The sequence below is a fragment of the Pseudoalteromonas sp. XMcav11-Q genome (genome assembly GCF_040104525.1).
Classification (GTDB): Bacteria; Pseudomonadota; Gammaproteobacteria; order Enterobacterales; family Alteromonadaceae; genus Pseudoalteromonas.
Genome location: NZ_JBECOX010000001.1, coordinates 151,892 through 169,744, shown reverse-complemented (window position 1 = coordinate 169,744; position 17,853 = coordinate 151,892). Strand labels below are relative to the sequence as shown.

General features: G+C 42.1%; 16 protein-coding genes. 5 read left to right on the top strand and 11 right to left on the bottom strand.

Features of this window, described 5'->3' with window-relative positions; all coding sequences use genetic code 11:
* Positions 1 to 4 precede the first annotated feature (4 nt).
* Together pta and ABMY45_RS00790 are read right to left on the bottom strand one after the other, a co-directional pair.
* On the bottom strand, positions 5 to 2,152 hold the full coding sequence (gene pta / locus ABMY45_RS00795) for a phosphate acetyltransferase (RefSeq protein ID WP_174169075.1): 2,148 nt from the start codon (positions 2,150 to 2,152) through the stop codon (positions 5 to 7).
* Between the two features lie 2 nt (positions 2,153 to 2,154).
* Positions 2,155 to 3,354, bottom strand: coding sequence for an acetate kinase (locus ABMY45_RS00790; RefSeq protein ID WP_349288285.1), 1,200 nt, complete (start codon positions 3,352 to 3,354; stop codon positions 2,155 to 2,157).
* Between the two features lie 152 nt (positions 3,355 to 3,506).
* Between ABMY45_RS00790 and yfbV the strand changes: the two genes are divergently transcribed.
* Positions 3,507 to 3,953 (top strand): terminus macrodomain insulation protein YfbV, encoded by a 447-nt coding sequence (gene yfbV, locus ABMY45_RS00785; protein ID WP_010605045.1) that lies wholly within the window; start codon positions 3,507 to 3,509, stop codon positions 3,951 to 3,953.
* 67 nt (positions 3,954 to 4,020) lie between these two features.
* Here yfbV and rlmA read toward each other — a convergent pair whose 3' ends face one another.
* The 3 genes from rlmA to xthA form a co-directional block, all read right to left on the bottom strand.
* Positions 4,021 to 4,821 (bottom strand): 23S rRNA (guanine(745)-N(1))-methyltransferase, encoded by an 801-nt coding sequence (gene rlmA, locus ABMY45_RS00780; RefSeq protein WP_174168713.1) that lies wholly within the window; start codon positions 4,819 to 4,821, stop codon positions 4,021 to 4,023.
* A complete protein-coding gene (locus ABMY45_RS00775) occupies positions 4,818 to 5,441 on the bottom strand; it encodes an energy-coupling factor ABC transporter permease (protein ID WP_010605043.1) in 624 nt (207 codons plus the stop codon). The genes rlmA and ABMY45_RS00775 overlap by 4 nt, the downstream gene beginning before the upstream one ends.
* 81 nt (positions 5,442 to 5,522) lie before the next feature.
* Positions 5,523 to 6,332 carry an exodeoxyribonuclease III gene (gene xthA, locus ABMY45_RS00770; RefSeq protein WP_010605042.1) on the bottom strand — a complete coding sequence of 270 codons (810 nt, stop codon included), beginning with the start codon at positions 6,330 to 6,332 and terminating at the stop codon, positions 5,523 to 5,525.
* A gap of 265 nt (positions 6,333 to 6,597) precedes the next feature.
* Between xthA and ABMY45_RS00765 the strand changes: the two genes are divergently transcribed.
* Positions 6,598 to 7,032: a hypothetical protein gene (locus ABMY45_RS00765; protein WP_010605041.1), complete on the top strand. Its 435-nt coding sequence runs from the start codon at positions 6,598 to 6,600 to the stop codon at positions 7,030 to 7,032.
* A gap of 39 nt (positions 7,033 to 7,071) precedes the next feature.
* Here the strand turns inward: ABMY45_RS00765 and ABMY45_RS00760 are convergent, their stop codons facing one another.
* Positions 7,072 to 7,356, bottom strand: coding sequence for a hypothetical protein (locus ABMY45_RS00760; protein ID WP_010605040.1), 285 nt, complete (start codon positions 7,354 to 7,356; stop codon positions 7,072 to 7,074).
* Between the two features lie 149 nt (positions 7,357 to 7,505).
* Positions 7,506 to 8,318 carry a hypothetical protein gene (locus tag ABMY45_RS00755; RefSeq protein ID WP_211866297.1) on the bottom strand — a complete coding sequence of 271 codons (813 nt, stop codon included), beginning with the start codon at positions 8,316 to 8,318 and terminating at the stop codon, positions 7,506 to 7,508.
* Positions 8,319 to 8,599: 281 nt separating this feature from the next.
* Here ABMY45_RS00755 and ABMY45_RS00750 point away from each other — a divergent pair, with 281 nt between their 5' ends.
* A complete protein-coding gene (locus tag ABMY45_RS00750; RefSeq protein ID WP_174168715.1) occupies positions 8,600 to 9,835 on the top strand; it encodes a DEAD/DEAH box helicase in 1,236 nt (411 codons plus the stop codon).
* A gap of 67 nt (positions 9,836 to 9,902) precedes the next feature.
* On the opposite strand, the gene ABMY45_RS00745 is transcribed toward ABMY45_RS00750, so the two are convergent.
* From ABMY45_RS00745 to ABMY45_RS00735, 3 genes are all read right to left on the bottom strand, one after another.
* A complete protein-coding gene (locus ABMY45_RS00745) occupies positions 9,903 to 10,283 on the bottom strand; it encodes a diacylglycerol kinase (protein WP_010605037.1) in 381 nt (126 codons plus the stop codon).
* Positions 10,273 to 11,916: a phosphoethanolamine--lipid A transferase gene (locus ABMY45_RS00740; RefSeq protein WP_211866293.1), complete on the bottom strand. Its 1,644-nt coding sequence runs from the start codon at positions 11,914 to 11,916 to the stop codon at positions 10,273 to 10,275. Before ABMY45_RS00740 ends, ABMY45_RS00745 begins: the two co-directional genes overlap by 11 nt.
* Before the next feature lie 75 nt (positions 11,917 to 11,991).
* A complete protein-coding gene (locus ABMY45_RS00735) occupies positions 11,992 to 13,935 on the bottom strand; it encodes an LTA synthase family protein (protein WP_227387051.1) in 1,944 nt (647 codons plus the stop codon).
* Positions 13,936 to 14,097: 162 nt separating this feature from the next.
* Here ABMY45_RS00735 and ABMY45_RS00730 point away from each other — a divergent pair, with 162 nt between their 5' ends.
* Entirely contained in the window at positions 14,098 to 14,775 is a 678-nt protein-coding gene (locus ABMY45_RS00730; RefSeq protein ID WP_174168717.1) for a response regulator transcription factor, read from the top strand.
* Positions 14,772 to 16,160, top strand: a complete 1,389-nt coding sequence (locus ABMY45_RS00725; RefSeq protein WP_010605033.1) for a HAMP domain-containing sensor histidine kinase — start codon at positions 14,772 to 14,774, stop codon at positions 16,158 to 16,160. The genes ABMY45_RS00730 and ABMY45_RS00725 overlap by 4 nt, the downstream gene beginning before the upstream one ends.
* 8 nt (positions 16,161 to 16,168) lie before the next feature.
* On the opposite strand, the gene ABMY45_RS00720 is transcribed toward ABMY45_RS00725, so the two are convergent.
* Positions 16,169 to 17,827, bottom strand: a complete 1,659-nt coding sequence (locus ABMY45_RS00720) for a hypothetical protein (protein ID WP_349288284.1) — start codon at positions 17,825 to 17,827, stop codon at positions 16,169 to 16,171.
* Positions 17,828 to 17,853 lie beyond the last annotated feature (26 nt).

Below are 17,853 nucleotides of genomic sequence, written 5' to 3'. Positions count from 1 at the left end.
AAGATTATTCTTCGATTTGTGTTGCCTGAATAGCAGTCAAGGCAATGGTGTATACTATGTCATCAACCAAAGCCCCGCGGCTTAGGTCGTTAACAGGCTTACGCATACCTTGTAACATAGGTCCGATGCTAACAAGTTCAGCACTTCGCTGCACCGCCTTGTATGTGGTGTTACCTGTATTTAAATCTGGGAAGACAAATACCGTTGCTTTACCAGCGACTTTGCTGTTTGGCGCTTTTTTACGTGCGACATTTTCCATAATGGCGGCATCATATTGCAGCGGCCCGTCAATATCGAGATCAGGGCGTTTCTTTTGTGCGATCTCGGTGGCTTCACGCACTTTTTCTACATCTGCACCTTGTCCAGATGTTCCTGTGCTGTAGCTGATCATGGCAACGCGAGGTTCAATGCCGAATGCTGCAGCGGAATCTGCAGATTGAATTGCAATATCGGCTAACTGTTCTGCCGTTGGATCAGGGTTAATTGCACAGTCACCGTATACTAGCACTTGGTCCGGTAGCAGCATGAAAAATACTGAGCTTACCAACGACGCGCCTGGTGCCGTTTTGATTAACTGCAGGGGTGGGCGAATAGTATTGGCGGTGGTATTTACCGCACCAGATACTAAGCCATCAACTTGGCCTTCGGCTAACATCATGGTGCCGAGCACGACGTTATCTTGCAGTTGCTCTGCCGCAACGACCTCGGTTAGGCCTTTGTTTTTACGTAGCTCAACCATAGGCGCAATGTACTTTTGCAGCTCTTCTTCAGGAGATAAGATAGTCACGTTTTCATTAAGCTCAACACCTTGTTGCTGTGCGATACGTTCAATCTCTTCTCTATCTCCAAGCAGTACGGTTTTAGCGATATTTCGCGCACCACAGATAGCAGCCGCTTTAATTGTTCTCGGCTCATTACCTTCAGGCAGCACAATGGTTTTGCTCGCACGCCTAGCTAAATCAGTCAGCAGGTAACGAAACGCAGGAGGGGAGAGTTTGCGGGTTTTTGCGACCCCTTTGGCCAAACTTTCCAGCCACTCGCTATCGATGTGACGGGCGTTGTGCTGCTTTACGCGCTCGATGCGCTGCTCGTCATCGCTGGGTACTTCCATATTGAAATTGTGTAATAGCAAAGAAGTGCGCCAAGTATCAGCCTCAGTAGCAAGGATAGGTAGACCTGTATCCATCGCTTGCTCGCATAAGGTCATGATCTTCTCTTCTGGTTTGAATCCACCAGTTAACAAGATAGCGCCAATCTTGGTGCCATTCATGGCCGATAAACACGCAGCGACTAAGATATCTGAACGATCGCCAGGAGTAACTAACAGGGCACCTGGCGTAAAGTGGTTAAGAATGTTCGATACCGTTCTTGCACAAAAAGTAACACGGCGCAGACGACGGTGCTCCATATCACCCGCATTGATGATTTCGGCTTTTAAATAATTGCTTAAGTCGATAACTCGCGGCGCTACTAAGTCAAAGTCCCATGGTATGGCACCTAAAAGTTGAAATGGGTGTTTTCTGAAAATAGGTAGCGATGCCAAACGATTCATCTCGTTTTCAAGTTCTTCTGGTTTGTATTGATCAACCAGATCGGCGCGCGCTCTGCCATCTTCATCCAGCGGTGCATTCACTTTATTGAAAATACACCCCAATACGCGAGGGTGGTTTACACCGCCATAATTGCCAGCAGCAATCTCTAAGCGGTCTTCAAGCTCGTCGATAGAGTCATTACCCGGCGTTAAGACAAACACGATATCTGCACCTAGTGTTTGCGCAATCTCGCGGTTTACACGGCCAGCGTAAGGTTGACGACGGGTAGGAACCATTCCTTCAATGATGGCAACTTCATCGTCTTGTACTGTGCCTTCAAAGCGCTCCACAATTTCTTCCAACAAATCATCGCCTTTACCATCACCTATCATTTGCTCAGCGTAGCTCAGCCCAAACGGCGTGGGTGGGGCAATAGTAGAACCTTGCTGAACGATGAGTGTTGACTTTTCAGGGCCGACTTCATCTTTGCGAGGTTGTGCAATTGGCTTAAAGAAATTTACTTTTACCGCTTTTTGTTCCAGTGCTCGGACGATTCCTACAGACACCGACGTCAAACCAACGCCCGTAGAAATGGGAATAAGCATAATACGACGACCCATCATTACACTCCTTTAGCAAGCGTGGCTGCATCGTTGGCAATCACCCACTCTTCATTGGTTGGGATGACCATAGCGACAGGAGAGTGAGACTCATCAGTGATCACACCTTGATTACCAAAGCGTGCGTTGAGGTTACACTCTTTATTGATATGCATGCCAAGGAAGTTAAGCTGGTTTACTACTTTTTCACGGATAACATCAGAGTTTTCGCCAATTCCACCGGTAAATACAAGTGCATCTAAACCGTTTAGTGGTACCAAGAAGCTAGCAATTTGTTTGGCTAAACGATAACAGAAAATATCAAGCGCCAGTGTTGCTTGAGGGTGGCTTTCCTGCGCTGCTTCTTCAATCGTTCGGCAATCGTTAGAAAGCTCACTAATACCTAAAAGGCCACTTTGTTTATTCAACAAGGTGTCAATTTGCTGTGTTGAATAGTTAAGGTGATTAACTAAAAACGAGAATAAGCCCGGATCAATATCACCACTTCGGGTGCCCATCACTAGACCTTCTAATGGAGTTAAGCCCATGCTGGTGTCCACCGATTTACCGTCTTTAATTGCGGTAACGGAACAACCATTGCCTAAGTGTGCGGTAATAATACGAGATGGCTTATCTTTTAAGCCTAAAATCTCGATGGCCTGCGCCGATACATAAGCATGGCTGGTGCCGTGGAAACCGTAACGTCTAACACCATGCTCACGATATAGTGAATAGGGTAGAGCATAAAGGTACGCTGTTTGATCCATACTTTGATGGAAAGCCGTATCAAAGACAGCAATTTGCGGTAGATGCGCAAATGCGGCTTGAGCTGCGCGGATACCTAGTAGGTTAGCTGGATTATGTAAAGGTGCCAGACTAGCCGTTTCTTGGATAGCATTTATAACGGAGTCATCGATAATGACAGATTGTGTAAAGCGCTCACCGCCGTGTACCACGCGGTGGCCGACAGCGACAAGATTTGCGTCTAACGTGAGATCTTTGATGAGTTTTACAAGCGTTGTGATCGCAACTTGGTGCGCATCACCACTATTGAGGGGCACGATTTCCTTGTTGCCTTGGAACTTATATTTAATTTGTGGTGATTGTTCAGCTAGGCGTTCAGCCAGACCTGATAATATCTCCTCTCCCGTTGCGTTATCGATGATTGCAAACTTAAGACTGGAGCTTCCACAATTAAGAACCAAAACATGCTGAGATGACATAATGACTTTCCGTTTTGACAATAACAGTTATTGCGTATTAAGCTTAAAGCTATAGCGCATATAAGCTACGCATTTAGACTAAGGTATAGTTGACAGTAAAGACGTCGATTTTACCTCATTTTTTATATAAAAGTTAGCACCTAGGAGTTATGATGCAAAAAAGTCTTATTTCGCAAGTGCAACTTGGACGTCAATACTCGAAAGAGTGGCCTATGCGCAAGGAGTTAGCACCGTTGTTCCCCGAATTTAGGGTGATCAAGGCGACAGAACTTGCTTTAAATACAATGCCTATGCTGGCGGTGTTTACTCTGTTTTTGCAGACCAGCCAATTGGGTTTTCAATATCTGCCGCAAGCCATTGCGATTGCTTTATTCTTTTTATCGCTTCCTGTCCAAGGGTTATTATGGCTTGGTAAAAGAGCTGAAACGCCGTTAAATCCGGCTTTGTATTCTTGGTATACAGAACTGCATCAAAAGATGGTTGCCAATGGCTACGATGCACCCCTGTCCTCAAGAAAGCCTAGATATAGAGACTTAGCGCGATTGCTAAAAGATATGTTCGATAAAATGGACAAAGCGTTTACGCAAGAAAATCTGTAGTTTCTGTTTGCCTGCCTACCAAGCAAGTAGGCAGCGATTTGCTCATAATGGGTGAGCTGATGTAGGGTTACATGCGCTGATATTGGTTTATCAAAAACGAGAGCGTGATTTCGATATGGTCCATCTTTTGTAATCTGTCCATGTGTTGTTGCTTAAATTTCCATGCAAATGGCGTCATCATGATTAAGTGTTCAACACACTCAAATTCCATTCTGTGTGTTTGTTGTAATTTAGTCCGTTCAACCAACTCAAACCCTTGTGGTGTTTCTGGTGCCTTGTGTAGCTTTACATTGTCATAAATCAGAGACTTGAGTTCGAATAGATGGTGCTCGCCGGGTGAGACGACATACAAACTGCCTGATGGTTTGCATAGACGGGCGAGTTCTTCGGCGAACACTGGCGCAAAAATGCTCACAATCACATCTGCAAATTCATTTTCAAAAGGAGCCTCTTTGATGGAGGCTACGCTAAATTCAACTTGAGGATAGCGTTTAGCGGCATAGCGGACAGCAGGTTTTGCGATATCGACCCCGTATACTTTGGCATTCTCGCAGCGATTTGCGATTTCATGGGTGTAAAAGCCTTCACCACACCCTAAGTCCAGCAGGGTAGCCGGCGCTTTTTCAGAGATGATTTGTGCAAGCCTATCACGTAGAAAATGATAATGATCGGTTTCGAAGAATGCCCGACGCGCCGCAACCATTTCTTGGTTGTCGCCCGGCTGTTTTGATTTTTTATTTTGCACGGGTAGTAAGTTGACATAGCCTTCTTTGGCAATATCAAATTGATGATTATTATTGCAGCTGTAGCTCGCACCACCTTGATATAAAGGCAGTTTACACAGTGGACAGCGGTAGTGGGAGATCATTTGTCTAAGTATTCCCTATCAAAAAAAGTTTTTACCCAATGTGGGCGATATGTAATGAGTAAGGTGATGGCCATGCCGTTTAACATGGCTTCAGGGAACCACATTATGACGGCAAAATGGAGATAATTGTCTGCCAACTGATACCAAGTATAGGCATCGATTGCATAATAATAGAATGCGCTTAGAAGTATCTTTAAACAGCCCACCGTACCTGCGAAAATAAATGCACAAACAAAAATATAAACGAAAAAGTGCCGCGGTAAATGATGATAGCAAAGGGCAAAAAGTCCATAGCTTAAGTAGACAGGTATCAGTGCAGTAAACAGCCAAAAATTACCAAACTCCACCAAGGTAAAAGCACTAAAGTAACTATGGACGAGGCAGGCCAAAGTTGCACTCAACGCACCCAGTCGCCAACCTAAAATTAACGTTACTGCTGTTATTCCAAGAATATGAATGTTCAGCTCAGGTAAAATGCCTGCTTTTATTTGCCACAGTAACGTGAGGATAACCGCACAACTTAATACGCCGGTTTGTCTGGCTGGTACTTGTAGTAATTGCAGGTATTCTTTGCGATGAAAACTGAGTAAAAATAACCCAAGGGCAGCGATAAACGTCACGTTTCTATCCAGTTTTTAAAATTGGTGATTTTGCTCTATGCCGAGCACTGTATTTACAGTCTCGGCGGAAAAAGCAGATGATTAAATGTCGAAAGTTGCCCAAATTGGTGCGTGATCAGAGGGCTTATCAATTCCTCTCAATTCGTAATCTATGTCACTTTCAATACATTTCGCAGTTAATGGAGCGGTTGCTAAAACCACATCTATGCGCAGACCTCGGTTATCATCAAACCCTTTTGAGCGGTAGTCAAACCACGAATACTTTTCGGTTGCATCAGGTGTCAGCACTCTAAATGTATCTTTAAAGCCCCAATCTAGCAGTGTTTTTAACCACTCGCGCTCTTCTGGTTGGAACGAGCACTTACCCGTCTTTAACCAACGCTTGCGGTTTTGCTCACCAATACCAATATCCGCATCCAATGGAGAAATATTAATATCGCCCATGACTACAAGGTTAGATTGAGGATCGGCAAAATCATTTAAGTGGGTCATGAGATCTGCATAAAATTGTCTTTTATACGGAAATTTTGTTTCATGGCTGATGTTATCACCTTGAGGGAAGTAACCATTCATAACGGTAACTTCGTTACCTGAATCACTTTCAAACGTACCGCTGATCATGCGACGTTGTGATTCATCAGTATCCGTAGCGAAGCCTTTTTGGATAGCTTTTGCAGGTTTCTTGGAGAGTAGTGCCACACCGTAATGCGCCTTTTGACCATGGAAGTAAACATGGTAGCCAAGTGCTTCTACATCGTCGATAGGAAAAGCTTCGTCATGGACTTTAATTTCTTGCAGTCCAATGACATCAGGTTGGTGTTTTTCAATCAATGCCTGTAATTGATGTAGTCTAGCTCTGAGGCCGTTTATATTAAACGAAACAATTTTCATAGCGCTCTCTTTAGATTCTTGCTGTTATTTGGCAAAGTTTATCACTTAAAAACGAGAGGGTCAGCGCTTGGGTGAAATTACTTATTTAGTCAGCTGACAAGCATGTTGGCAGTTGTTAAATTTTGCACAAGTTTAGCGAGAGGATAACGAGGATTTTAGCTTAGTGTAAATAGATCATTAAATAACCAAAATTGCATGATTTAGCTGTTTACTTATTCGTCGTTGTAATTATAATCCGCGCCGAATCGTTCAATTGGGGTATATTATGCTTAAATCTCTCTCTTTCTTTGGTCTTGTTTCTTTGGTTTCTACAACAGCTTTCGCTTCACAGGTTGAGTTCACTCAAGCTGACGCATCACCAGCGACAAAAGTATGTGCTGTTGCAGCAGAGCAAGGTTTCAGTGCAGCACGTAAAGAAGCTGCATCACTAGGCCTATTTATTTCTCGCTTCTCACCAAGCATCCACTGTAATGGTGAAGATATTCGTGAGTTTGCAAAAGCAGCGAAGCGCTCGCAAAAGCAAGAAAAGAAAGTGGAGCTAATTGCTGAAAAGTCAGATACAGCAACTGAGTTATGCTTAGATGCAGTACGTCACGGCGTTAATCACCTACGTTTGAATAACCAACAGGTTCGCAACTTACGTTGTAACGATATGCCTGTTAAGCAATTTGTTAGAGAATTCAGAAACGCAGCAATTTAATCAAGTTGATGTGAATAGAAGGGGCGTTAAGCCCCTTTTTTATTGGTTGTTATTTAGTTTTGCATCACGGTATTTGATGTAACAAACTAAAGCTGCCAAGCCCGCAACAGGGACCGTAATCATACTTACCCAACCACCTGTGTATAAAATTGCTAGTGGCATACCAAAATCATAGCCGGCGACAATACAATCTGAGCTAGCACTTTCTGCAACATGGCAGTGAAGAATTTCAGCGATAAGCTCCGCAAGAAGTAAACCAAGCAAAGGTGTAAAGGCTATTAAGCAAAGACCTATCGTTAATAGCTTCAATCTTTGTCGTGACATGAACATTTCCTTATTAGTCATTTCAGGTGATTGTGCCCCCGATAGATTAACCTAGGCTGATAATACCGATTTCACTTAGTCATGCTCAATGCCTATATGGATGTAGTGATCTCGCTTGCAAAACAGCATACCAGCCAAAAATTATTATTTTAACGTAATGATGGTGGTGGAGTTGTACAGTCAGGAGAAAACCAAAAGTCGTCTGAGGCTGAAGTCCATTCGTCACCACATACACCTAGTTGCTCACCTTCAACATCGGCACAGGCATCGTGATTCAAGCAATCTTGGGTATATTGACCATCACCAAACATTGGACAACCCGCACCACATCTAGCTGCACAAAAGCCATGACCACCGACGATATAATTTCTTGTCTTTACAGACGAGTTGGTAATATCCCAAACAGCAGTCTTTGATTTACCCATATACGCACAGAGATCAGTCCAATCTTGTGCACTGATTTTGCTCTCTATTTGCTGATCAATTGCTTCACCTAATGGATAGGTAGATAAAAATTCGAAGAATTTTAAGAGTGCAAGTTTCGACTCCTTATCTAGAGTTGATTGGCTTTTCATAATCAAACCACTATTAAGCTCTACGTCGTGTAGCATATTCTTTATGTCGGCACGAAGTGCTGGGGTATTAATAAGAGGTTTATTATTGATATCAGTACCAGTTATCTTAACTTGTTTTTTAACTTGATTGAGTAACAAAGCATAGTGATTGCCCTGATATTTGATAGATGCGGAAATAGTATCAAGCAAGTCATTGGATACTGAAAACTCGATTGGAGAATGCATGCCTTTCTGATCAAACGACTCTGTTTTAACGCTATGTTGAGCCTGGATAACTCCTTTAATCCCGTTTTCAGTGAGATAAATTGTAGTATTATCATTCATAGCAAAGGTAAAACTAGAGAACAAAAATGCTGCCATAATGACAGTTGAAAACAGATATTTCATATTAAATCCTTTTTTAAATTAATAATCGTAATATTTAAGCAGGAGAACCTTTGGTTAACCTGGTTTACAATTTTGTTTCAATTTGGGTGTTTGTCAAGTCTGAGCTATAAATAGTTTTGTTCTTTTTTATCTAATAATGAGTTGTTTGCTTTAATTAGATTCTTAAAATAGTATCAGTTAATTACCTTTACTTATTTAGCTTAATAAAACTATCTCCCAGTTTTTTCCTTACAATCCTTTGCTATAATCTGCACAATTTTGGTAATAGACACTGATCTCCAATGACATTTAGCGAGTTACAACTTCACCCTGAACTACTAAGCGCAATTACTGAGCTTGGGTTTGAGTCACCCACACCAATTCAAGAAAAGAGTATTCCACTTCTGCTCAGTGGTTGTGATTTAATTGCAAGTGCCCAAACTGGAACCGGTAAGACTGCCGCCTTCATGCTGCCGATTTTGCACTCCATGCTGATAGGCGCCACGCAAGGTGAGAAATCGGTTAAGGCATTGATATTAACGCCGACTCGTGAGCTGGCACAGCAGGTTGCAGAGCACACTGAAAAGTTAGTGGTGAACACCAGTTTAAATGTCGTGTGCTTATATGGCGGTGCAAATATTGGCCCGCAAGAAAAGCGCTTAAGAGCGGGTGTAGACGTAGTGGTTGCGACACCTGGGCGTTTACTTGACCACCTAATCAAAGGCACATTAACACTCAAAAATATTCAACACTTGGTCTTCGATGAAGCAGATCGCATGTTAGATATGGGGTTTATGGGGGAAATTAAGCGGATCATGCGCACTATGCCGCTTAAGCGTCAAACGTTGCTATTTTCAGCTACGGTTGACGATGCTGTGTTATCCCAAGTAAAGCCTTGGTTGAACGACCCTAAGCGAGTAGGTGTTGAATCCCAGAACAGCACCGCAAGTACAGTTACGCAAACGTTCTATTCGGTAGACGAAGATCGCAAACGTGAATTGATCGCCCACTTGATTGGCAAAAATAATTGGCATCAGGTACTGGTGTTTACTCGCACAAAAAATAGTGCTGATAGCTACGCAAAAGAATTGAATAAGGATGGCCTTAAAACCGCAGCGATCCACGGTGATAAGTCTCAAGGCGCGCGTGACAAAGCGCTATCTCAATTCAAATCAGGTGAAATTCGCGTCTTGGTCGCAACGGATGTAGCAGCTCGTGGCATTGACATTGACTCGCTAAACTATGTCTTCAATGCTGAGTTACCCTATGTTGCTGAAGACTATGTGCACCGTATCGGCCGTAGTGGTCGTGCTGGACAAAACGGCCAAGCCATTTCGCTTGTGAGTATTGATGAACAGTGGCTACTAGAAGAAATAGAAATTTTCTTAGATGAGCGATTTGCGCCGCAATGGCTGCCAGGCTATGAACCTGATTTAACCAAAGAGCCTAAAGACACTCGCCGTAATTCTGGTAAATCTAAGAAGCAAAGAGACAAAAAGCGTATTCTAGGAACAAGAACCAAGCGTAAAAGGAAGTAATGGCTTAGCGCTAAAGCTTATGTTTGGCTTCTCTCATCCAAACATAAGCATCATTGGCCATTAATTGCTAGTAGAGGTTTTGATATAAACAGCTGCCCCAGATGCAGATAAAAACGATAAGTGCGATCAATACGCCTGCAGAGCCCAAGTCCTTGGCAAGCCCCGACAGTGGATGGATTTCTAAACCGACTCTATCAATTGTTGCTTCAATAGCGGTATTCACTATCTCAGCAAACATCACAAACAGCGTTGCACAAAACAACATAACGCGCTCATAGAGTGAAAGTTCAAGTGTAAACAGCAAAATGATAGTAACCAGCAGTAGAATAAGCTCTTGCCGAAAGGCGGATTCATTTTTTGTGAGCCAATTAAACGCTCTAAATGAGTGTCCAAGCGCCAGCAATAGTCGTTTTGCTCCAGTTGGCTTATTGGTGTTATCAAAATGCATTAGTTTCTCCATTAGTTGCGAGTAATTGAGTTCGACAGGTTGCGAATATGTCATTTTTGGACTGATAGGTTTTCGAATTAACTTGGGTTAAGCCAATTAACGTATCGTAGATATTGTCATGAGAAAGGGGTTGCTGTTTTACAGCGTCAATGCAACCACTGTAGCTTTTATTTGTTAGGCGATTACTCCAATAAATCATCGGGATCTGGGTTTGCTCTTTAGGTGCTAGACGATATGGAAAGCCATGTAAATATAATCCGGTTTCACCAAGTGATTCGCCATGATCGGAAACATAGAGCATGTTGACTGTTTCTGCGTCTAACGAAGACAGTTGTGTAATGATTTTGTGCAACACTAAATCTGTGTAAGCGATGGTATTGTCATAGGTGTTCACTAATTCTTGAGGCGTACAATTTTGGATATCGCTACGCTGGCAATCTGGGAGGAATTTTTGCTGCGTTTTAGGGTAGCGGCGGTAATAAGTTGGGCCATGCGAGCCAATCATATGTAAGACAACAACAATATTGCTTGTTTGCGCGTTGTTTATGGTAGTCATAAGTGATGGGATTAGTACCTCATCAAAGCAATACTTACCGTCGCACAGCGGGTTATCCTTGTTAGTATCAATCCGATAATTCTCAACCCGATTACATACACCTTTACAACTACTATTATTGTCTATCCAAAACACTTCGGCGCCAGCCCTGTGGATCACATCAAGCACGTTATCTTGGCTCTGAGCAAGACGGCTATTGTAATGTGCTCTATCTAGCCGTGAAAACATACAGGGTACTGAAATTGCTGTCGCTGTGCCACAAGATGACATGTTACTGAAATATTTGATGCCGTCCTGTTTAGTGTATTCGTTAGTATCTATTTTATAGCCTCCATGTGAAAAGTTGCTTGCACGTGCAGTTTCACCAACAACGACAACGGTAATATTAGCACCTGACTTGGAAGCTAAAGCAGGTGTTTTATCTAGTAATCGAAATGGTAATGGAGGATAAAAATAGTTATCTCTCAGGTATTTATATCCTGCAATATAAAATGAAAATGGCGTGATATAGCTTGCGACTTCTTTATTGTTTCTACCAACGGAGGCATAGTTTTGATAAAAGCTAAAGGCTATCAAAGAGATGAAGGTAATTGAAACAAAATTAATGAGTATAAAGGATTTTAGCCTTTGCTTTAGTGGCTGTTTTATTTTGTTTTTTGTCATTAAATAAGCAGGGGTTAAACCCAGGGTTAGTACGAAAATAACTAGGTTTATATTTAAATATGAAAATGCTTCCCCCGTGTCTGTTTCAATAACGTTTTGCATCATGCTTTTATCAAATATGACGCCGTAGTTTATTGATGCGTATAGCAACACACTGGATAGCACAATGGTGATAAATAAAAAAGGCCGTACAAAGGTGATTAAAGAAAACCAACTAAATAGTAACAGTGTCAGGAAAAACAAAAGAATAGGGACAGACGCTAAAAATAGCCAATCGGACCACTCCTGTATTGTAGAAACATTAAAGACTTTGATAATAAATAGGCTATTAAAAGCAATGGTACAATAAAGTGTGGCGAGAACCATCAGGCTGGTATAGCCTGATGGGGAGATATGTTTTAAAAATTTAAACATATCCAACTCCTGACGAGAAAATAAAAACTAAGTTATCTTTATTTTCTATAGAAATACTTAAGAGAACCTTATGCTTTACTCTTTTAATCGATAAATTTGCTCCTGATAGGCCAAATTACTAAATAATACATGAGATAGTGCTTTTTCTTTAAAATCAATGGTGTGCACTGTATTCAGCAATGGTTTTTGCATCTTAGTCGCCGTGTCATATTGCCAATAACTCACTTTGTTGCCTGGCATCAAAATGGCGGCTTTGTCATCTTCAATGTAGGCAAAATTATCGTAATATTGCATCATCGCTCTTTGCACTGGATATTGTTTGGTTAAGTCAAAACCAAGCATAGGCGTTGGGCGTTCAACCCCTATTAAAGAAAGCAAAGTGACAGGTAAATCAATTTGACTGACCAATCTTTTATCTTGTTTCTGATTAAAGTCTGAATTCAAAATAACGGCTGGAATATGAAAAGACTTAATAGGGACGGGCTCGGATCCATACACCCTGACATCATGATCTGCAACGACTAAAAAGATAGTATCTTGCCAATAACGACTTTGCTTGGCCTTATCAATAAACTTTCCGAGTGCATAGTCGGCGTACTTGATAGCGAGATCTCGCGCAGGTTTATCACTTTTATGATTTGTTGGTAACATTACTTTTCCGTCAGGAATTTCAAACGGGTCGTGATTGCTAGATGTAAAGATCAAACTAAAAAATGGCTTTTCTTCTTCACTCAGCTGAGTTAGTTCTTTATCCGCTTGATTAAACAGATCTTCGTCGCTGGCGCCCCAAGACGCAACAAATTCTGGGTTTTCAATATCATCAAAGTCAACGATACGTTGAAAGCCATTTCCTAAGAAGAAGCTTTTCATGTTATCGAAGTGGCTTTCGCCACCGTAAATAAACTGTGTGGTATAGTTTTCTTTGGCTAAAATATCCGCCAACGTACAAAACTGTTGCTGAGACTTTGAAAGCTTAACGACGGAGCGTGATGGTGAGGGTATAAAGCCGGTGATCACGGCTTCAATTCCGCGAACCGAACGGGTGCCCGTTGCGTAGAGGTTCTCCAGCCCCCAGCCTTCTTGATACAGTTTATCTAACTCTGGGGTTAGGTTTGCTCCCCCTAGCGAGCTTACAAAACGTGCGCCTAAGCTTTCCTCTAAGATAATCACTAAGTTTTTCTTTTTGCCCTGATGATATGCCGGATTAGTGGCTAGGGTAGGAAGTGTATTTGAGATAAAACCTTGTTTGTAACTTGCTTTTCTTACTGTATCAAAAACCTTTTCTTTGGATAGCGAACCATAAAGCGCACTGGCACTTCTTTCGCTGCCCATATTTTTTGCTGCGAACGCAACACTATAAGCTGAGTTGATGGTCAGCGAATTAACCAATGCATCTTGTGAGAAATAGACGGTAGCAGGGTTAAGTGGTCTATGACCCAGAGTGCCTCTTGCTAATAGCGCTAAACAGATAAGACTACAAAAAGTAGAGATAGCCATATTCCGCTTTGATGGCGCATCGTTGCTAATGCGAGGAAAATATCTCAAGGTGGTTATTAAAGCCAACGTACATAAAAGTAGGGTCAATATCACTGTGCCCAAGTGACCACTCAACAACATTGAAATGACTTCTTTGGGGTAAATCAGATATTCAATAAATAAACGGTTTGGTCTGATGTCGTATTGCAAAATAAATGCAGGAGTTGCAGCTTCGAGTAGTAGGACAAATACAATACCCAACGCAATATACCCCGTTACTAGCGCAGTAAGTAAAGGCTTCAGTGGCTTGGGCATAAAATAGTGCGTGACCATTAACAATAAGAGTGGTATCGCGAGATATGCGATAGTACTCAAATCAACTCGTAGGCCTGATATCACAAAGGTTAAAGGATCAGAGCCTGCCATTCTCTCTAACATCCAAGTCGATAGCCCTAAACGGCTAAGCGTCAAAATCATCAACAAGGAAAGGAAAAACACCATGAAAGGTTGTGCATAAGGAGTTGAAAAGTGTACTTTGTTCATAGAATGTTAAGAATAGTTGCATTTATCACAAGACTATCCGACGAAACTTAAGAAAAGCTTAGGAAATCCTTCGGAATTGATGAAAGTTGAAGTTCTCTTTAGCGAATCTTAAGTTTGAGCAACTAAGCTATGTGATATTAAGCACTAGCCAAAGGTTTATTTATGAATGTGTTACTGATTGAAGATTCTGAGTCCTTGCGTCGCAGCTTAACCTTAGGGCTCTCTAAACTGGGTTTTACGGTAGATGATTCGGCGGATGGTTCTAGCGGTTTGAGTATGGCGCTGATGGATCACTATGATGTAATTATTTTAGATATTATGTTGCCCAGTTTGGATGGCATAAGTGTGCTTAAAGCGCTAAGACAGCAGAAGAATGACACTCGAGTGTTGGTGTTGTCAGCAAAGTCACAACCTGAAGACCGAGTGCTGGGTTTATTAAGTGGTGCAGACGACTATCTCGCCAAGCCCTTTTCGTTTGATGAGCTGCATGCACGGCTATTAACGCTAATGAGAAGAGGGGCATTTAAACAAGATGGTGATGAAATCGTGCATGGCTTTTTGACCATTGACTTGCAGCTAAAGTCGGCGTTAATTGCAGGGCAGCAAATAGACTTAACACCCAATGAGTATAAAATTTTGGAATGTTTGTTTACTAATCAAAATAAGATTATTACACCAGAAAAATTAAGCACTTATATTACCGGCAATTTCGATAGCGTGTCGAAAAATGCCATCGAAGCTCACCTTTCTTCGCTACGTAAAAAGGTCAAAGCGCTGGGTCAATGCTTGCCAGTTAAAACTAAACGCGGGTTTGGATATTATGTTGAGCAACTACCATGAAGTCGATCCGAGGGAACTTAGTTAGCACATTATCAATTACCATCACAGGTGTTGTAGTCGCCATTTTACTCGCTACAGATTTGGCTGTGGACTCTTGGATTGACTCACAATTCGACAAAGCGATGCATACAAAAGTTGGCATGCTGATGACGTTAGTCTCTGAAGATGAAGATCATCTTGAACTGCACTTTTCCGGTGAGTTTTTACCTGAATTTACTGGCAATATCGAGCCCGAATATTATCAAATCTGGTTGAACGACCGAGTTTTTGCACGCTCTGACAGCTTAGATCTTTTTTCGCAACACGAGTTACCTTATTTGTCGTTATCACTTGGCGAGAGCAAAGTGGTAAATGAAACCCTGCCAGATGGTCGTGCGGGACGGATCATATATACCCGTTTTATTCCGCAGATCCATACCCTAAAAGGGGAAAAAAAATCTTTTGACGACGAACTTGTTATTGCCTATGCGGCCTCGTCGGAGGGATTGGACTTTATTCTTTGGCTCATTGATATCGTTTTTATCGTGACTATTGTATGTGTTGTGGTGTTTATTCGTGTATTTGTGCGCAAAACGGTCGATGTTGGTCTCGCGCCGTTGAATAGCATGAACGCTCAGATAGCCAAACTAAATTTCTCTAAAGATTCAGACACCATAATATTAGAAAAGCCTGTCTCTGAGCTATTACCCGTTGAGCAAAGCCTAAACCGTTTTATTGTTGAAAACAGACAATTGTACTTGCGAGAAAAGCGCCTAACCTCAGATATTTCGCATGAATTAAAAACGCCCATTACGGAGCTTATTAATTTGGCGGAAGTTATTTCACGCTTCCCGGAAGACAATGAACTGGCGGATGACTTTGTGCCAGAAGTATTAAGAATAAGTCAGCGGATGAAAAACATCGTCACCAACGTCATGTTGTTACATAAATACGAGCAGATAAAGCTACCTAAAGACGATGTTGTTGATGTATTGCAAGTCATCAACCGTTCGATTGGTGAGATAGCATTTGATAATGTTGAGATTCAGACAACTTGCTCCGAATGTCCAATTCAGACCAACTTAATGGCAGTCGAGAGCATCATTGGTAACTTACTGAAAAATGCCAAGCGCCACCGAGTACTGGGTTCTGAAGCACTTATCGTTGTTGAAAAGGGGGCGACAAATGGGATAAATGTTCGAGTGAGCAATCAGGTTTCCGGCGAGCTCGAAAACGTGAATTTAGCACAATTATTTGAACCACTATGGCAAAGCGACCAATCGAGAAGCGCGAATGATTGCTTTGGCTTGGGCTTGCCTATTGCTAGGGCCTTTGCTGAAGCCATTGACGCGGAACTCACTGTTGCGTTGGAAGCGAGCACCATCACCTTTACATTTACCCTTTGAAGCGCTATTTAAAAGCGAGTTTCCACTGATAAACCAAGTTCCCAGCTGTCAACTTCAGGGTAGTTACTTAATGGTTTAGTAAAGTCTATATGCACTACGTTTTCATTACTTGAACGGGCGGAATATAAACGAACTCCGAGCCCTACACTACCTAGCATTTTATTGCTTATATTAGGATGTTGTATATTCCCGGATGCTTTTCCCAGATCAACAAAGCCAACGAATCCTAAATCAACAAGCTGATAAATATTAATGTTAGGGTACATACGGAGCTCGAATGAAGATTTGACCGTTTGCGTACCTTGTTGATAGCTTTGTGGGAAGCCACGGATCCCTTCTTCTCCACCGAGTGCAAGAGGACGCTCGGCAAATTCCTTGTTTTGCCACGCAGCAATGGCATCAGCATAAAAAGCAAAACTATCGCTCCAGCGATAATTTACCTTTGCAGCGAGAGTAGACCATACTCTATCACCTTGCTGCGTGCCGATTTGGGCATTGGTTGATGCTTTAAATCGGTATAAGACATCATCATTAAATAGCCATGCTTTATTGGCTGAAAACTCCCAAATTGAGCCAACTCCATCCGCTTCGGTATCAATACCTGTTTTGGCCGCAAGTGACCATCCGAGGTTGAAATCTTCACTGTGATTGATTAAGTCTACGTCCTGCAGCACGATATAATTATCTTCGATATATTGAAGACTTATCCAAGGCGCTAACAATTTGAAGTCATAAAGGTTATCCCTTATGGCTAAGTTTGGCTCGTCATAGCTGACATCTTGGTAATCGAAACCAGCTATCCACCTAAGTGTGGTGGTGTTGGTTTGCTGCCCTAAACGGCCATAAGCAAACTGCGCAGATGTACCATTATATCGAAACTGACTTTCTGTTTGACCGTTATGATAGATAGAAGTCGTTTGGTCTTGTGCATTAATATAAGCTCTATATAACAAAGAGCTGGAGCGCTGATAGAAAGGTTGATAAATGTCAGTCATAAATATTTGACCGTCATCATAATCATCTGCTTGCACCGTTATCATGGCATGTGGTTGCCATGGCGCAGGCATTTGCAACACGGTATGGTAACCGGAACGTTCATGGTCAGATTTGTATTTTACGGATGCCCTAACGCCATACCCTAACAAGTTTTCCTCTTTAAACCCCAAACTTAACTTATTGTTTCCACTACTTCGGCCAAAGTTTACACTGGGCAGCAAACTCCAGGTGTCCCACGTTTGCACTGATATTTTCTGTGGCTCGGCACTGCTGCATGGGTTGGCATAGTTAATTTTCGCCTCTCTGATGTATTTTTTAGCACGCAAGATCCGCTCAGCCTCTAAAATATCGGCCTCGCTGACTAGGTCACCAGCCTGAAAAGGGAGTTGAGAAGCGATAGTCGCATCTCGGGTTTCTATATGCAGCCAGTTTACGAAGTCATGGAAAGAGGTCGTTTCTGGGTCGTCCGGATTAAAAATAGGGTTTGAGTTTATTTCGATAGACTCAATCTTGATGTTTTTCTCTTGACTTGCTTTATCCGTCTGTCGCGCCATTTTGTTACTATGTTCAGCGTTATTATTGCAAAGGGAGTCGATGCTAAATGGGTCACCAGCAAACGCAGGAGTGATTGAAGTGACTAACACGAATACCGCAACGGTTTTGGCTGGCATATATGCTCCAACTGAAAAATATCAAG

Coding starts and splice junctions, on each gene's coding strand:
- pta (WP_174169075.1), bottom strand. CDS start 2,152: ATGGGTCGTCGTATTATGCTTATTCCCATTTCTACGGGCGTTGGTTTG.
- ABMY45_RS00790 (WP_349288285.1), bottom strand. CDS start 3,354: ATGTCATCTCAGCATGTTTTGGTTCTTAATTGTGGAAGCTCCAGTCTT.
- yfbV (WP_010605045.1), top strand. CDS start 3,507: ATGCAAAAAAGTCTTATTTCGCAAGTGCAACTTGGACGTCAATACTCG.
- rlmA (WP_174168713.1), bottom strand. CDS start 4,821: ATGATCTCCCACTACCGCTGTCCACTGTGTAAACTGCCTTTATATCAA.
- xthA (WP_010605042.1), bottom strand. CDS start 6,332: ATGAAAATTGTTTCGTTTAATATAAACGGCCTCAGAGCTAGACTACAT.
- ABMY45_RS00765 (WP_010605041.1), top strand. CDS start 6,598: ATGCTTAAATCTCTCTCTTTCTTTGGTCTTGTTTCTTTGGTTTCTACA.
- ABMY45_RS00760 (WP_010605040.1), bottom strand. CDS start 7,356: ATGTCACGACAAAGATTGAAGCTATTAACGATAGGTCTTTGCTTAATA.
- ABMY45_RS00755 (WP_211866297.1), bottom strand. CDS start 8,318: ATGAAATATCTGTTTTCAACTGTCATTATGGCAGCATTTTTGTTCTCT.
- ABMY45_RS00750 (WP_174168715.1), top strand. CDS start 8,600: ATGACATTTAGCGAGTTACAACTTCACCCTGAACTACTAAGCGCAATT.
- ABMY45_RS00745 (WP_010605037.1), bottom strand. CDS start 10,283: ATGCATTTTGATAACACCAATAAGCCAACTGGAGCAAAACGACTATTG.
- ABMY45_RS00740 (WP_211866293.1), bottom strand. CDS start 11,916: ATGTTTAAATTTTTAAAACATATCTCCCCATCAGGCTATACCAGCCTG.
- ABMY45_RS00735 (WP_227387051.1), bottom strand. CDS start 13,935: ATGAACAAAGTACACTTTTCAACTCCTTATGCACAACCTTTCATGGTG.
- ABMY45_RS00730 (WP_174168717.1), top strand. CDS start 14,098: ATGAATGTGTTACTGATTGAAGATTCTGAGTCCTTGCGTCGCAGCTTA.
- ABMY45_RS00725 (WP_010605033.1), top strand. CDS start 14,772: ATGAAGTCGATCCGAGGGAACTTAGTTAGCACATTATCAATTACCATC.
- ABMY45_RS00720 (WP_349288284.1), bottom strand. CDS start 17,827: ATGCCAGCCAAAACCGTTGCGGTATTCGTGTTAGTCACTTCAATCACT.